The organism is Atopomonas sediminilitoris (genome assembly GCF_022601735.1).
Classification (GTDB): domain Bacteria; phylum Pseudomonadota; class Gammaproteobacteria; order Pseudomonadales; family Pseudomonadaceae; genus Atopomonas; species Atopomonas sediminilitoris.
On sequence record NZ_JAKUMM010000011.1, the window covers coordinates 103,078 to 117,291 of the forward strand.

Annotated in this window: 15 protein-coding genes and 2 tRNA genes; 11 read left to right on the forward strand and 6 right to left on the reverse strand. The window is 59.0% G+C overall.

Annotation, left to right across the window (positions count from 1 at the left end; translation table 11 throughout):
- Positions 1-29 precede the first annotated feature (29 nt).
- The 11 genes from MKI83_RS16325 to MKI83_RS16375 all read left to right on the forward strand — a co-directional run bounded on the left by MKI83_RS16325 (position 30) and on the right by MKI83_RS16375 (position 8,590).
- Complete coding sequence (locus MKI83_RS16325) at positions 30-902, forward strand: ethylbenzene dehydrogenase-related protein (protein WP_241588346.1); 873 nt, start codon at positions 30-32, stop codon at positions 900-902.
- Positions 903-1,111: 209 nt separating this feature from the next.
- Positions 1,112-1,423 (forward strand): c-type cytochrome, encoded by a 312-nt coding sequence (locus MKI83_RS16330; protein WP_241588347.1) that lies wholly within the window; start codon positions 1,112-1,114, stop codon positions 1,421-1,423.
- 12 nt (positions 1,424-1,435) lie between these two features.
- Positions 1,436-1,780 (forward strand): c-type cytochrome, encoded by a 345-nt coding sequence (locus tag MKI83_RS16335; protein WP_241588349.1) that lies wholly within the window; start codon positions 1,436-1,438, stop codon positions 1,778-1,780.
- Positions 1,777-3,012, forward strand: a complete 1,236-nt coding sequence (locus tag MKI83_RS16340; protein WP_241588351.1) for a cytochrome D1 domain-containing protein — start codon at positions 1,777-1,779, stop codon at positions 3,010-3,012. The genes MKI83_RS16335 and MKI83_RS16340 overlap by 4 nt, the downstream gene beginning before the upstream one ends.
- A gap of 1 nt (position 3,013) precedes the next feature.
- On the forward strand, positions 3,014-3,535 hold the full coding sequence (locus tag MKI83_RS16345; protein WP_241588353.1) for an Lrp/AsnC family transcriptional regulator: 522 nt from the start codon (positions 3,014-3,016) through the stop codon (positions 3,533-3,535).
- A complete protein-coding gene (gene ahbB / locus MKI83_RS16350) occupies positions 3,532-4,062 on the forward strand; it encodes a siroheme decarboxylase subunit beta (protein WP_241588354.1) in 531 nt (176 codons plus the stop codon). Before MKI83_RS16345 ends, ahbB (MKI83_RS16350) begins: the two co-directional genes overlap by 4 nt.
- Positions 4,055-4,498 (forward strand): Lrp/AsnC family transcriptional regulator, encoded by a 444-nt coding sequence (locus MKI83_RS16355; RefSeq protein ID WP_241588356.1) that lies wholly within the window; start codon positions 4,055-4,057, stop codon positions 4,496-4,498. The genes ahbB (MKI83_RS16350) and MKI83_RS16355 overlap by 8 nt, the downstream gene beginning before the upstream one ends.
- The gene (gene ahbB / locus MKI83_RS16360) at positions 4,473-5,012 is read left to right on the forward strand and encodes a siroheme decarboxylase subunit beta (protein WP_241588357.1); all 540 of its coding nucleotides are present in this window, start codon (positions 4,473-4,475) and stop codon (positions 5,010-5,012) included. Before MKI83_RS16355 ends, ahbB (MKI83_RS16360) begins: the two co-directional genes overlap by 26 nt.
- Positions 4,999-6,180, forward strand: a complete 1,182-nt coding sequence (gene nirJ, locus MKI83_RS16365) for a heme d1 biosynthesis radical SAM protein NirJ (protein ID WP_241588359.1) — start codon at positions 4,999-5,001, stop codon at positions 6,178-6,180. The genes ahbB (MKI83_RS16360) and nirJ overlap by 14 nt, the downstream gene beginning before the upstream one ends.
- 110 nt (positions 6,181-6,290) lie before the next feature.
- Positions 6,291-7,109 carry a uroporphyrinogen-III C-methyltransferase gene (gene cobA, locus MKI83_RS16370; RefSeq protein WP_241588360.1) on the forward strand — a complete coding sequence of 273 codons (819 nt, stop codon included), beginning with the start codon at positions 6,291-6,293 and terminating at the stop codon, positions 7,107-7,109.
- Positions 7,097-8,590 (forward strand): cytochrome D1 domain-containing protein, encoded by a 1,494-nt coding sequence (locus MKI83_RS16375; protein WP_241588361.1) that lies wholly within the window; start codon positions 7,097-7,099, stop codon positions 8,588-8,590. The genes cobA and MKI83_RS16375 overlap by 13 nt, the downstream gene beginning before the upstream one ends.
- A 108-nt stretch (positions 8,591-8,698) precedes the next feature.
- On the opposite strand, the gene MKI83_RS16380 is transcribed toward MKI83_RS16375, so the two are convergent.
- The 6 genes from MKI83_RS16380 to MKI83_RS16405 form a co-directional block, all read right to left on the reverse strand.
- Positions 8,699-8,772, reverse strand: a tRNA-Cys gene (locus MKI83_RS16380).
- 38 nt (positions 8,773-8,810) lie between these two features.
- Positions 8,811-8,886 (reverse strand) — tRNA-Gly (locus MKI83_RS16385).
- Positions 8,887-8,959: 73 nt separating this feature from the next.
- Entirely contained in the window at positions 8,960-9,520 is a 561-nt protein-coding gene (gene pgsA / locus MKI83_RS16390; protein ID WP_241588362.1) for a CDP-diacylglycerol--glycerol-3-phosphate 3-phosphatidyltransferase, read from the reverse strand.
- A 132-nt stretch (positions 9,521-9,652) separates the two neighbouring features.
- Complete coding sequence (gene uvrC, locus MKI83_RS16395) at positions 9,653-11,476, reverse strand: excinuclease ABC subunit UvrC (protein WP_241588363.1); 1,824 nt, start codon at positions 11,474-11,476, stop codon at positions 9,653-9,655.
- Positions 11,477-11,493: 17 nt separating this feature from the next.
- Positions 11,494-12,132 (reverse strand): response regulator transcription factor GacA, encoded by a 639-nt coding sequence (gacA, locus tag MKI83_RS16400; protein ID WP_241588364.1) that lies wholly within the window; start codon positions 12,130-12,132, stop codon positions 11,494-11,496.
- A gap of 130 nt (positions 12,133-12,262) precedes the next feature.
- On the reverse strand, positions 12,263-14,164 hold the full coding sequence (locus MKI83_RS16405; RefSeq protein WP_241588365.1) for a propionyl-CoA synthetase: 1,902 nt from the start codon (positions 14,162-14,164) through the stop codon (positions 12,263-12,265).
- Positions 14,165-14,214: the final 50 nt, after the last annotated feature.

The following is a 14,214-nucleotide window of genomic DNA, read 5'->3' on the forward strand; positions in this document are numbered from 1 at the left end:
GCGTTTAACCCAGCAAGAGGATTAACACCATGAACAAAAGCCTGATTGCCATCGCCATTGGCGCCGCCCTGAGTTTAAGCTCCGGCGCCTCACTGGCCGCAGCCCCTGCTGACTGGAGCCAAGTCAGCGCCACCGACGTCACCCTGTTCTACCCGGGCGTTTCACCCGTTGAATGGGTCACCAAAGGCACCGAACACGGCGGCGCGCGCGCCCTGCGCAAAGGCGAAGTGTGCGCCGACTGCCACAGCGAAGAAGCCGCCGACATCGGCCAAACCATCGTCAGCGGCGAGAAAAACGAACCCAATCCGATTGCCGGCAAAGCGCCTGCCATCAACGCCAAAGTACAAGCCACTCATGACGGTGAAAACCTCTACCTGCGCTTTACTTGGCAGCAGCCTGCCGCCTCTGGCAGCGCCAAGATGGACGAAGTCAATCCCGTCAAAATCGCCTACATGATTGAAGACGGCAACAAGGTTGAGCTGGCCGAACAAGGCGGCTGCTGGGGCAGTTGCCACAACGGTGTGCGCAGCATGCCCGGTGGCGACGATGCCAAAACCAAATACGTGAAAGATGGCTCTCTGGCTAATGGTGTGTTCTACGACCTCAACCAATGGCGCAGCGGCGAAAACAAAGCCTTTGATGGCTATGTCGCTGAAGAGCGCGTGATGGAAGGCGGCACCGCCCTTATCGGCGCCGAAGGCAAGAACGACAACGGCAACTGGAGCGTCGTGTTCACGCGCAAACTCAGCGGCGGTGAAGGCGACGTCAGCTTAGCGTCCGGCAAGGTCTACAACTTTGGCTTTGCCATCCATGACGACAGCGCCAACGGCCGCTACCACCATGTTTCGCTCGGCTTGAAGCTGGGCATCGACGCCGAAGCCGACATCAACGCGGCGAAATAACGCACGCCCCTTCGCCCACATGGGCCGCAACAGCAGCAAACCCGGTGCCCCTCACCGGGTTTTCTGTTTCACAAACCCACGCAACCTATATGGGAATCGGTTGACCCCAATCAAGGAACAGCCACCAGCGCATCGGCATTCTGTAAGTGCACATTTCAGCAGGCACCGCCTGCCCCCCCCCCCCCCGAGCCAGCCTTGAGGACAACACGATGAAAAAGATCTTACTCCCGCTAATGGCCGCAGCCGCCCTGCTCAGCCAACCCGCTATCGCCGAAGAAGGCGAAGCGCTGTTTAAAACCAAAAACTGCGTGGCTTGCCACAGTGTCGACGCCAAGCTCGTTGGCCCGGCTTTTAAAGAAGTCGCCGCCAAATACGCCGGCCAAGCCGATGCCGCCGATGTGCTGGCCGCCAGCATCAAAAATGGCCAAAACGGCAAATGGGGCCCTATCCCCATGCCACCAAACAATGTGACCGAGGAGCAAGCCAAAGTCCTCGCTAACTGGGTACTGCAGCAGCAGTAACGGAGCATGGGCATGCACGTAAAAAGGCATACCCAGGCACTGTTGATGGTCGCCTTGCTCGGGGCGGTGACCTTCAGCAGTTACGGCCGCGCCGAGGTGCCGGATGCACCTCGGCAGGCCGACTTAAGACACCTGCTTAAACAGGATTGTGGCTCGTGCCACGGCACTCGCCTCACCGGCGGCCTAGGCACGCCACTGACCACCACGGCACTCGCCGGCAAACCCCGTGAAGGCTTGATCGCCACCGTCCTTCACGGTCGCCCCGGTACCGCCATGCCACCGTGGCAAGGCCTGCTCAACGAAGCCGAAGCCGCATGGTTAATCGATCAACTGATGCAAGGAACGGCACTGCCATGACCGCCCCCCGACGTTTTCGCCCGCGTTTACTGTTAAGTGCTGCAGCCTTGAGCTTGCTGTCTGCGTGCAGTCACTTGGCCGAACAAGCCGTCCCCGCGCAACCGCTGCTAGCCACCGGTGACTTGGGCGTGATTATCGAGCGTGACCACAGCAGCGTGCAGCTGATCAGCCAATCCGGCATGCGCAGCTTGGCACGCATTGAAGGCTTGGGCGATTTGTCCCATGCCTCACTGGTGTTTTCACCCGATCAGCGTTACGCCTACGTGTTTGCCCGCGACGGTGGTTTAAGCAAGATTGACCTGCTCGAGCAGCGCTTGGTCAAACGTGTGGTGCAAGGCGGCAACAGTATTGGCGGCGCCATCAGTCAAGACGGCAGCCTGATTGCCGTGAGCAACTACGAGCCAGGCGGCGTTAAAGTCTTCAACAGTGACAGCCTCGATTTAGTCGCCGACATCCCCGCCACCCCCCTGCCCGGTCAAGACCGTAACGCAAGGACGGTGGGCTTGGTCGACGCACCAGGACAGCGCTTTGTCTTCAGCCTGTTCGACAGCGATGAGACATGGCTGGCCGACTTCAGCCAAGCCGACGCCAGCAATCAATACCAACCGCAACTGCAACGCTTTACCGGCATCGGCAAGCAACCCTACGACGCCCTGCTCACCCCGGATGGCCGCTACTACATTGCCGGACTATTTGGCGAAGACGGCATGGCCAAGCTCGACTTATGGCACCCCGAGCGCGGCGTACAGCGCATTTTGGGCGACTACGGCCGCGGGCAAGAAAAACTGCCGGTGTACAAGATGCCGCACCTTGAAGGCTGGACGGTGGCCGGCGAGAAAACCTTTGTCCCCGCCATTGGCCAACACCAAGTGTTAGTGCTCGACAGCCAAAGCTGGCAGCCCAAGGGCGCGATTGATGTCGCCGGCCAGCCAGTGTTTGTGATGGCGCGCCCCGATCACCGACAAATCTGGGTCAACTTTGCCTACCCCGATAACAACAAGCTGCAAATCATCGACAGCGAATCGCAGCAGATCATCGCCACGCTGGAACCTGGGCCTGCGGTACTGCATATGGAATTTTCGGCGCGCGGACATCGCGTGTGGGTCTCGGTGCGCGACGGCAACGAAGTGCAAGTATGGGACACCTACCGACTGAAAAAGCTCGCCACCCTGCCCGCACATAGCCCTAGCGGTATTTTCTTCACCCACCGCGCGCAACAAATGGGGCTTTGATATGGACCGTGCCGCGCTCACCTGCGAGCTACTCAAACAGTTCCAAAAAGGCGTGCCGATTTGTGCGCGGCCCTACGCCCGCATGGCTCATGAGCTGGGCGTGAGCGAAGCGGAGATACTGGACTGCCTCGCCCATCTGCAAGACAACCAAGTGCTGTCCCGCATTGGCCCGGTGTTCGAGCACCGTCGCGCCGGGTCCAGCACCTTAGCGGCATTAAGTATCGAACCGGCACAGCTCAGTGCGATTGCCGCCAAAGTCTCCGCGCATCCTGCGGTCAATCACAACTATGCCCGCGAACACGCCTACAACTTATGGTTTGTGGTCACAGGCAGCGATCGCGCCGCCGTGGATCAAGCCCTCAGCGAAATCGCCGAGCTGGCCGAGCAAAGGCCGCTGGATTTGCCCATGCTGCAGTCGTTTCACATCGACTTAGCCTTTGCGCTGGATCACGCTGCACTGAGCCAGTTAAACGCCGGTAGTGTGCATGCACCGCAACTGCACCCCCAGGCGGCTGGCCGATGAACACGCCAGCCGCGCTAAGCCGCCAACAACAGCAACACCTGCGCAGCTTGCTGGAGCGCGGTTTGCCGCTATGCAGCGAGCCGTACGCCGAACTGGCCAAGCAAATCGACAGCGATACCGACAGCGTGTTGGCCTGCGTGCGCGATTGGCAAGAAGATGGCTTGTTTCGCCGCTTTGGCTTAGTCGTGCGCCATCACGCGCTGGGGTATCACGCCAACGCCATGCTGGTGCTGGATATCCCCGATGCCTTGGTCGCCAGCATTGGCGAACAACTGGCAGAAGAGCCTCGCGTCACCTTGTGCTACCAGCGCCCACGGCGCTTGCCGCAATGGCGCTACAACCTGTTCTGCATGATTCACGGCCGCGCCCGCGCAGAAGTCGAAGGCGAAATAGCCGCCGTGTTACACCGCCATCAACTGGCGCATTACCCCCACGAGTGGTTGTTTTCAACGCAAGCCTTTAAGCAGCGCGGCGGCCATTTCAGCACCTTCAAAGCGCACGCAGTCGACGTGGGCCGCCATGACTGAGTTACAACGCCAACTGCTCAACCGTCTGCAACGCGGCTTGCCATTAGTCAGCGACCCTTGGGGTGAGCTTGGCCGCGAATTAAACGCCGACCCCTTAGCCCTGCGCGAGCAAGTCAGCCTTTGGCTCGAAGACGGCATCCTCACCCGTTTTGGCCCGTTGTTTGACGTTGAGCGCATAGGCGGGGCTTTTACCTTGGCCGCCATGGCCGTGCCTGAAGAACGCTTTGAAGCGGTTCACCAGCAGCTGCTTGAGCTACCCGAAGTGGCACACAACTACCGCCGCGAGCATCGGCTGAATATGTGGTTTGTGCTGGCCGTTAGCGACGCCAGCACCATCGAACCAACGCTGGCACACATCGAGGCGATCACTGGCCTTCGCGTGTTCAACTTTCCCAAACAGCGAGAGTTTCATGTCCAGCTCTACTTGCCCGTATAACGCCGAACTGGCCGCACGGCTGGTGGAACTCACCGCCGCAGGCTTACCGCTAGTCGCCCAGCCATGGGCTTGGCTAGGCGAACAGCTGGGCATTAGCGAAGCCGAAACACTGGCCTTACTCCAAGCCATGCAAGCGCAAGGCGCACTGCGCCGTGTCGCGGCCGTGCCCAACCATTACCGGTTGGGCTACCAGCACAACGGCATGACGGTGTGGGACATCGCCGACAGCGAGGTCGAACGGATCGGCGCGCAGCTGGCTGCCCTGCCCAATGTCAGCCATTGCTACCAGCGTCCGCGCCACCTGCCGGACTGGCCCTACAACGTGTTTGCCATGCTGCATGCCACCAGCCGCGAGGCCCTCGACGCGCAACGTGCCGAGCTGCAAGCCCTGTTAGGCAGCGCCTGTCGACAAAGCGACATGCTGGTCAGCAGTCGCATCCTCAAGAAAACCGGCTTACGCCCGTCTCGCGCAAGCAACCGCACGCCTCAAGGAGGCTCCCATGCTGCGTCTTAGTCATTACCTCAAGCAGATTCATGGTGGCGCCAACGCACCGGCACGCAAGACCCCCATGATTAACCGCGACAGCCCAGTGGTGATCTGGAACTTGATCCGCCGCTGTAACTTGACCTGTCGTCACTGTTACTCGACCTCCACCGATACCGACTTCGCCGGCGAACTCAACACCGCCGAAGCGCACAACGTGATCGACCAGCTTAACGAAGCCGGAGTACGGGTACTGATCTTGTCCGGCGGCGAGCCTTTATTGCGCCCCGATGTGTTTGAACTGGCCGATCACGCGCGCGAGCTGGGCTTTTATGTGGCGCTATCGACCAACGGCACCCTGATCGAAGAACACAATCTGCCGCACATCGCCGCCGCACAGTTTGACTACGTTGGTATCAGCTTGGATGGCCTGCGCGACACCCACACCTACATGCGCCGCGACCCCAGCGCTTATGACAAAAGTCTGCGCGCGATTGCCTTGTGCCGCAGCGCGGGCATCAAAGTCGGCCTGCGCACCACGCTCAACCAACACAACGCGGCGGAATTACCGGCGTTGCTGGATTTAATGCATGAACTGGATGTGCAGAAGTTTTATCTCTCGCACCTCAATTACAGCGGCCGCGGCAAACACCATCGCAAACAAGATGCGCAACTGCGCATGACCCGCGAAGCCGTTGACCTGTTGATTGCGCGCGCTTGGGACGACATCTGCCAAGGACGCAACACCGAGTACGTCACCGGCAATAACGATGCCGACGCCGTGCGCTTGCTCGACTGGGCACAAACCCATCGCCCCGACGACTACGACAAACTACTTACCATGCTCACCCGCTGGGGTGGCAACGCCACCGGCTCCAGCATCGCCAATATCGACAACCTCGGCGAAGTTCACCCCGACACTTACTGGTGGCACTACAGCGTGGGCAACGTGCGCAAGCGCAGCTTTAAAGATATCTGGTTCGATAACCCCGACGTGTTACTCACCGAACTACGCCGCCGCCCGCGGCCTTTAGGTGGTCGCTGCGGCGCGTGCCAATGGCTGGCCGTGTGCGGCGGCAATACCCGCACCCGCGCATGGGCCACCAGCGGTGAACTGTGGGCCGAAGACCCTGGCTGCTACCTCACCGATCAAGAAATTGGCCTAGAGCAAAAACGCATCACCACGCATTCGGCCTAGAGCCTGAATACGTGCCCCGTTTCAGCCATCCACGCGGGACTTGATCTGGCACAAGGTTAAGCACCGCGCGGCTGCGCAATCATCAGCGCATGTCACGCAAGGAGTCGACCATGAACGCTGCGCCCCCGAGTTTCGATCGCACCCTACTTCGCCCCGGCGAGGTCGCCCTCGTAGGCGCTGGCCCCGGCGACCCGGGCTTGCTGACCTTGCGCGCATGGCAATTGCTGCAACAGGCCGATGTGGTGGTGTACGACCGCTTAGTCAGCGACGAGATCATGAATCTGGTCCCCGGGCGCTGTGTTCGTCGCTATGTCGGCAAAGCCGCCGGCCTACACAGCTTGCCGCAAGACGAAATCAATCAACTGCTGGTCGATTTAGCCCGCGAACACCAACGCGTGCTTCGCCTCAAAGGCGGCGACCCCTTCGTGTTTGGTCGCGGCGGCGAAGAACTGGAGCACCTGTTGGCCAACGGCATCGTCTGCCAACTGGTGCCCGGCGTCACCGCCGCCAGTGGTTGCACCACGCTGGCGGGCATCCCGCTGACCCACCGCAACCTCGCACGCAGCTGCCAATTCATCACCGGCCACCTGCAGGCCGATGGTGAACTAGAGCTGGCGTGGGCGCAGCTTGCCCAGCCGCAACAAACCTTAGTGTTCTACATGGGCCTCGGTAGCTTGCCGATTATCAGCCGCGAGTTAATCGCCAACGGCCTGCCTCAGGACATGCCGGCGGCCTTGATCAGCCACGGCTGCAGCCAAAAACAAAGCGTTCTGCGCACCACCCTCGCGCAACTGCCGTACGACGCCGTGAAAGCCAAACTCAAACCACCCACCCTGATTGTGATTGGTGACGTGGTGGGCTTATTTAGCCAAGCACAGGTCAAGTTCCCTGGCCGCCTTCAACAGGAGGCCAGCACATGCACCGCCTAACACCTCTGTCTATCGGTCTCGCGGCTTTACTGATTGCCCTGCCCAGCAGCGTGATGGCAGCCAGCGATGGCGCCAGCCTGTACCAGCAACACTGCCAAAGCTGTCACGCCCCCGAGCGTTTAGGCGCCCAAGGCCCAGCGCTGCTGCCAGAAAGCTTGGCGCGCTTACCGCAAAAAGCCGCCGTACAGGTGATCAGCCAGGGGCGCCCCGCCACCCAAATGCCGGGCTTTGCCCAGACCTTAAGTGGCGCAGAGATCAACACGCTAGCCGCGTACCTGTATGAAAAACCCAGCGCGCCTCCGCATTGGGATGCCGCCCAGATCAACACCAGCCATCAGGTATTCAACCCACGGGCACAGCTGCCGGCAAAACCGGTGTTTACGGCTGATCCCCTTAACCTGTTTGTCGTGGTCGAAAGTGGCAACCACCACATCAACATTTTGGATGGCGACAAGTTTGAGGTGATCACCCGCTTCCCCACCCACTTTGCGCTGCACGGTGGGCCTAAGTTTTCCCCCGATGGACGCTTTGTGTTTTGGGCCTCCCGCGATGGCTGGGTCACCCAGTACGATTTGTGGAACCTAAAGCCAGTGGCGCAAGTTCGTGCCGGCATCAACACCCGCAATATTGCCAGCAGTCAGGATGGCCGCTACCTGATGGTCGCCAACTACTTGCCCAACTCGCTGGTGGTATTAAACGCCGAAGACCTCAGCCTTAATCGCGTGATCGAAGTCACCGACCAACAAGGCACTGCTTCACGCGTCAGCGCCGTGTACACCGCACCGCCGCGCAATAGCTTTATTGCCGCATTGAAAGACGTGCAAGAAATCTGGGAAATCCCCTACGACAAACCCGACTTCCCGGTTCGCCGCCTGCGCGCGGGCGATTACCTCGATGATTTTTCATTTGATCCGCAATACCGCCACCTACTGGCCACCTCACGCGACAGCCACGGCGGCCAAGTGGTCGACCTAGATGCCGGCAAAGTGATCAAAAAAATCCCGCTGCAAGGCATGCCACACTTAGGCTCGGGCATCAGCTGGACGTGGCAAGGCCGGCCAGTCATGGCCACCCCCAACATTCAGCAAGGCCGCCTTAGCGTCATTGGGCTGGATAACTGGGAAATCATCAAAGAAATCCCCACCGAAGGCCCCGGCTTCTTCCTGCGCAGCCACGTCAACAGCCCCTATGCGTGGACCGACGTATTTTTTGGCCCCAACCAAGAAGTGGTACAGGTCATCGACAAACAAAACCTCAGCGTGGCGAAAACCTTACGGCCCATGCCCGGCAAAAACGCCGCGCATGTCGAGTTTGACCGCTACGGCAAACACGTTTTGCTCAGCGTCTGGGACCAAGACGGCGCCCTGATCATCTACAACGCCGACACCCTCGAAGAAATCAAACGCCTGCCGATGAACAAACCCTCGGGCAAGTACAACGTATTCAACAAAATCAACTACGCCGAAGGGACTTCGCACTAGTCCTCAAACCGCCGTAATGACATACGGCGGTGCTCTAACGTTGTTTTGTGCGTTTTTATTCAGCAAAGAAAAAGCCCCAAACAGATCAAACTGTTTGGGGCTTTTATTTGGAGGCTGAGGTCGGAATCGAACCGGCGTTCACGGATTTGCAATCCGGTGCATAACCACTCTGCTACTCAGCCTTAACGGTTAAAACAAGCATCGCCTGTTTTGAAAACTTTGGAGCGGGAAACGAGACTCGAACTCGCGACCCCGACCTTGGCAAGGTCGTGCTCTACCAACTGAGCTATTCCCGCTTGGCGTGGGGCGCATTCTAACGGCTTAGCAAACCCTGTCAAGTTATTGATCTGAAAATACTTATGCTGGCTTTTAGGCTTTTTTCACATCCCAGCTCAGGTGTGGCCAAGCGGCTCGCAGATAGCTGAGCATGGACCAAATCGTCAGCAGAGCGGCTACCGCCAGCAGCGCTAAGCCAAAGATCACCCAGGCATTCGCGCTGGCAGGATTAGCCAGCAGAATCACCAGCGCCAGCATTTGTGCCGCGGTTTTCCACTTACCAATCGACGATACCGCCACATGCGCGCGGGCACCGAGTTCGGCCATCCATTCACGCAGTGCCGACACCACGATTTCACGGCAAATAATCACCGCGGCAGGAATGGTCAGCCACAAGCTGGCATGCGACTCAACCAACATCACTAAGGCCACCGCCACAATCAGTTTGTCAGCGACCGGGTCTAGAAATGCTCCAAACGGCGTGGTTTGCCCCCAGCGGCGTGCCAAGTAGCCATCTAACCAATCGGTAGCCGCCGCCAAGGCAAACACCGCGCTGGCAGCCCAGTAGCTCCAGCTAAAGGGCATGTAGAACAGCACAACGAACACGGGAATCAGAGCTACCCGCAGTAAGGTCAAAATATTAGGAATATTCATACACACGCCAAAAAGAGAAAGAGTGCCGGCCTAGGCCAAGCATGCCCACAAGCTAAGGTACGGTTTACGACGCTTCTGCAGCAGAAACGGCACAGCCATGATTGTCTGGGCCACGAAACAAAGTGGGCCATTCTACTCACTGTGCAGCGCAGCATAAATCTGCTCAGCCAGCTTTTTACTAATTCCCGGCGCTTTGGCGATTTCCTCGCTGCTGGCGCGAGTCAATTCTTGCAGACCGCCAAAGTGCTTGAGCAACTCACGGCGGCGCTTTGGACCAACCCCGGCAATGCCCTCAAGGGTCGAGGTGCGCCGTGCTTTACCCCGCGCGGCTCGGTGCCCGGTGATCGCAAAGCGATGCGCTTCGTCACGCACTTGTTGGATCAAATGCAGCGCTGGCGAATCCGCCGCCAAGGTAAAGGCATTGTCGGGGGTATCTAAAAACAGTGTTTCAAAGCCAGGCTTACGGGTTTCACCTTTGGCGACGCCCAGTAGCGGCAGGTTGCTGATCCCCAGTTCGGCGAGCACGCTACGCGCCATGTTGAGCTGGCCTTTGCCACCATCCACCAAGAGGATGTCCGGCCACTTGCCCTCGCCTTTTTGCAGCCGTTTTAAGCGGCGCTCCAGCGCTTGGCGCATGGCCGCGTAGTCATCGCCGGGGGCAACTCCTTCGATATTAAAGCGGCGGTAGTCGCTTTTTATCGGGCCTTCAGTGCCCATCACCACGCACGAGGCCACCGTGGCTTCGCCACTGGAGTGGCTGATATCAAAGCACTCTAGCCGCTGCGGCAAGCTGTCCATTTCCAAGGCTTCAGCCAACGCAATAAAGCGACTCGACAATTGTGCGCGGCTGGCCAAGCGCGCCAGTAAGGCTTGCTCCGCATTGGTCTGCGCCAAGCTCAACCAGCGCGCGCGCTGGCCACGTACTTTGGCGCGAATACTTAAAGCTTTACCTCGCACCGCCTGCAAGGCTTCTTCGAGCATGCTCAGCTCATCACTGTCGTGATTGACGATAATTTCTGCCGGTAGCTCACGTTCGGCCTGCCCTAGGTAATACTGGGCAATAAAGGCGCTGAGGATGTCTTGCGGCGTCTCTTCAATGCCAATCTGGGGGAAGTGGTTTTTCCCGCCCAGCACTCGTCCCTGACGCACGGTCATGATGTGCACGCAGGCACCGCCAGGGCTGATAAACACAGCCAGCACATCAACATCACCCTGCTCACCTTCCATGTGCTGCTGATCTTGCACGCGGCGCAGCAAGGCGATTTGGTCACGCAGGGCCGCGGCTTGCTCAAAGTCCAGTACGCTGGCGGCTTGCTCCATGCCGACGTTCAGCTCTTGGCTCAGGGCTTGGCTACGGCCTTCAAGAAACATCACCGAGTGGCGCACGTCTTGGGCGTATTCCTCAGCCTCAACCAAGCCCACGCAGGGCGCTTTGCAGCGTTTGATTTGATATTGCAGGCAAGGCCGGCTGCGATTGGCGAAAAAACTGTCTTCGCACTGGCGCACCTGAAAAGCTTTTTCCAACAGATTGAGGCTTTCACGAATGGCCAAGGCACTGGGGTAAGGGCCAAAGTAGCGGCCCTTGGCTTTCTTGCTGCCACGGTGCAAGGTCAAGCGCGGAAACTCACCGGCGGACAAGTACACGTACGGATAAGACTTATCGTCGCGCAGCAAGATGTTGTACGGCGGGCGCGACGCTTTGATCAGGTTTTGTTCCAGCAACAGCGCTTCGGTTTCGCTGGCGGTGATGGTCAGTTCGATGCTGGCGATGCGCGCCACCAAGGCAGCCGTTTTGGGCGCCAGGCCGCTGCCACGAAAATAACTGGCGAGCCGTTTCTTGAGGTTTTTAGCCTTGCCGACGTACAGCAGTTGCTCGTCGCTGGCGAACATCCGGTACACCCCCGGATGGCTACTGCAGGTCGCTAAAAACGCTTTGCTATCAAACGCTAAACTCATGAACGGTGTATGCCGGCTTAACCGGCATCGACCATGCCATGGCGCACCGCCAATAAAGCCAGCTCAACATCACTGCTAATGGCCAGCTTGTCGTAAATGCGATAGCGGTACGTGTTGACGGTCTTGGGGCTTAGGCACAGCTGATCTGAGATATCTTGCACCTTGACGCAGCTTGCGATCATCAAGGCGATTTGCATTTCCCGCTCCGACAAACAATCAAACGGTGATTGTGCCTCGGGCTGAAAAGGCTTAAGCGCCAGCTGCTGGGCGATTTGCGGGCTGATATAGCGCTGCCCCTTAAACACTTGGCGAATGGCTTGAATCATTTCATCCAGCGCCGCGCCTTTGGTCATGTAGCCGGCGGCACCGATTTGCATAAAACGACTGGGGAACGGGTCTTCTTCGCAGGCCGTGACGGCGATGATGCGTAAATCGGCATGATTGCGCAGCAGTTTACGGGTGGCCTCTAGCCCGCCAATGCCGGGCATACGCACGTCCATCAGCACGACGTCGGGCTCCAGCTCACGCACCAGAGCGATGGCTTGCTCACCTGATTCCGCTTCGCCGACCACACCGATGCCTTCAACATCGGCCAACATCCGCCGGATGCCCGTACGCACCAAATCGTGGTCATCGACCACCAATACTTTGATCAAGCGACACCTCTACAACCCATGCCGTGCCATGCACCGCAAAACTTCAAACGGGGGATGTCGGCAAGATAGCAAACCAGCGCACGAAATGCCTGCTTTGCAGACACTTTGCTACGCCGGCTTGCGGTTTGAGTTAGGCCCGAATAGCACAGTCCTCTAGCGTCGCCAGCTGAGCCTCTAACTCTTGCAGCACAGCCGGATCATCAATCGTTGACGGGATGCTGTACGCCTCGCCCATCGCCATTTGCCGCAGGGTACGCCGCAGGATTTTGCCCGAGCGCGTCTTCGGCAGCCGCTTGACCACCAAGGCCCGCTGAAAACTGGCCACCGCGCCGATGGACTCGCGCACGCTGGCAATCAACTCGCGGTTGAGCAGCTCTTCTTCCACCATGGCACCGTCTTTAAGCACCACTAAGCCCACCGGCAACTGGCCTTTGAGTTCGTTAGCCACACCAATCACCGCACACTCAGCCACCGCCGGATGTGCGCCGAGAACCTCCTCCATCTCACCGGTCGATAACCTGTGGCCCGCCACATTGATGATGTCGTCGGTGCGTCCCATGACAAACAAGTAGCCGTCGTGATCCAAATAACCGCCATCGCCGGTTTGGTAATAGCCGGGGAAGTTATTCAAATATCCCGCTTCAAAGCGGGCTTGATTACCCCAAATAGTGGGCAAGCAGCCTGGTGGCAACGGCAGTTTGACGCAGATATTGCCCTGCTTGCCTGCGCCCAACGGACGGCCTTCATCATCGAGGATTTCTATCTGATAACCGGGCATGGGCACCGTGGCCGAGCCGGCTTTAACCGGCATCAACTGCAGGCCCACCGGGTTGCCGGCAATCGCCCAGCCGGTTTCGGTTTGCCACCAATGATCCAGCACGGGACGTTTGAGCGTCGCGGACAACCAATCATAGGTAGGTGGATCGAGCCGCTCGCCGGCCAAATACAGGCGCTGCAGTGCGCTTAAGTCGTGGCCAGCCAGATGCTGGGCCTGTGGATCTTCTTTGCGAATAGCGCGAAACGCCGTCGGTGCGGCAAACAACACATTCACTTTGTGTTCGGCACAAACTCGCCAGAACGCGCCTGCATCGGGCGTGCGCACTGGCTTGCCCTCGTACAGCACGGTGGTGCAGCCTGCCAATAACGGCCCGTAGACGATGTAAGAATGGCCGACGACCCAGCCAACATCCGAAGCCGCCCAGAACACATCCCCCGGTTTGACGCCATACACCGTCGCCATGCTGTAGTGCATGGCCACCGCGTGGCCGCCATTATCACGCACCACCCCTTTGGGTTTGCCGGTAGTGCCCGAGGTATAGAGGATATACAGCGGGTCGGTGCTGTTAACCGGCACCGGCGCAACAGGCGTCGCGCGGCTTAACAACTGCGCCCAATCACTATCGCGCGCCTCTAGCAGGCTGGCTTCACACTCGGGACGCTGCAACACCAAACAATGTTCCACCGCGTGTTCCGCCATGGCGATGGCCTTATCCACCAAAGGCTTGTACGGCAGCACACGATCAATCTCGATACCGCATGAGGCCGTAATGATCAGCTTGGGCGTGGCGTCATCGATACGAATCGCCAGCTCATGAGCTGCAAACCCGCCGAACACCACCGAATGAATCGCACCCAGTCGCGCACAGGCCAGCATGGCCACCGCAGCTTCGGGGATCATCGGCATGTAAATCACCACCCGATCGCCGGCTACGACGCCCAACTGCTGCAACATCCCGGCGGCGCGCGCCACCCAGTCGGTCAGCTCGTGGTAGGTGTATTGGGCTTTTTGCCCTGTAACCGGCGAGTCATAAATCAGCGCGAGCTGCTCACCGCGTCCTGCCGCCACCTGCGCATCCAAACACAGGTGACTGGTGTTGAGCATGCCGTCGGCATACCAACGCTGTGCGCCTTGCTCATCGCGACTGAGGATTTTTTGCGGGGCGCGAAACCAGTCCAACGCGCGCGCTTGCACCTCCCAAAACCGTTGTGGTGATTCGGTCGCAGCATGAATAGCGGCTTGGTAGGCTTGCATGGCATTTCCCTCACTTGGCGTGGCCTCATCGCGGTTGCGATGCGGCACTT

What these genes read in the sequence shown, in the direction of transcription:
- uvrC (WP_241588363.1), bottom strand. Translation starts at nt 11,476, where the DNA reads ATGAGTTTAGCGTTTGATAGCAAAGCGTTTTTAGCGACCTGCAGTAGC.
- cobA (WP_241588360.1), top strand. Translation starts at nt 6,291, where the DNA reads ATGAACGCTGCGCCCCCGAGTTTCGATCGCACCCTACTTCGCCCCGGC.
- ahbB (WP_241588354.1), top strand. Translation starts at nt 3,532, where the DNA reads ATGAACACGCCAGCCGCGCTAAGCCGCCAACAACAGCAACACCTGCGC.
- MKI83_RS16355 (WP_241588356.1), top strand. Translation starts at nt 4,055, where the DNA reads ATGACTGAGTTACAACGCCAACTGCTCAACCGTCTGCAACGCGGCTTG.
- MKI83_RS16325 (WP_241588346.1), top strand. Translation starts at nt 30, where the DNA reads ATGAACAAAAGCCTGATTGCCATCGCCATTGGCGCCGCCCTGAGTTTA.
- MKI83_RS16375 (WP_241588361.1), top strand. Translation starts at nt 7,097, where the DNA reads ATGCACCGCCTAACACCTCTGTCTATCGGTCTCGCGGCTTTACTGATT.
- MKI83_RS16335 (WP_241588349.1), top strand. Translation starts at nt 1,436, where the DNA reads ATGCACGTAAAAAGGCATACCCAGGCACTGTTGATGGTCGCCTTGCTC.
- MKI83_RS16405 (WP_241588365.1), bottom strand. Translation starts at nt 14,164, where the DNA reads ATGCAAGCCTACCAAGCCGCTATTCATGCTGCGACCGAATCACCACAA.
- nirJ (WP_241588359.1), top strand. Translation starts at nt 4,999, where the DNA reads ATGCTGCGTCTTAGTCATTACCTCAAGCAGATTCATGGTGGCGCCAAC.
- MKI83_RS16345 (WP_241588353.1), top strand. Translation starts at nt 3,014, where the DNA reads ATGGACCGTGCCGCGCTCACCTGCGAGCTACTCAAACAGTTCCAAAAA.
- MKI83_RS16330 (WP_241588347.1), top strand. Translation starts at nt 1,112, where the DNA reads ATGAAAAAGATCTTACTCCCGCTAATGGCCGCAGCCGCCCTGCTCAGC.
- ahbB (WP_241588357.1), top strand. Translation starts at nt 4,473, where the DNA reads ATGTCCAGCTCTACTTGCCCGTATAACGCCGAACTGGCCGCACGGCTG.
- MKI83_RS16340 (WP_241588351.1), top strand. Translation starts at nt 1,777, where the DNA reads ATGACCGCCCCCCGACGTTTTCGCCCGCGTTTACTGTTAAGTGCTGCA.
- pgsA (WP_241588362.1), bottom strand. Translation starts at nt 9,520, where the DNA reads ATGAATATTCCTAATATTTTGACCTTACTGCGGGTAGCTCTGATTCCC.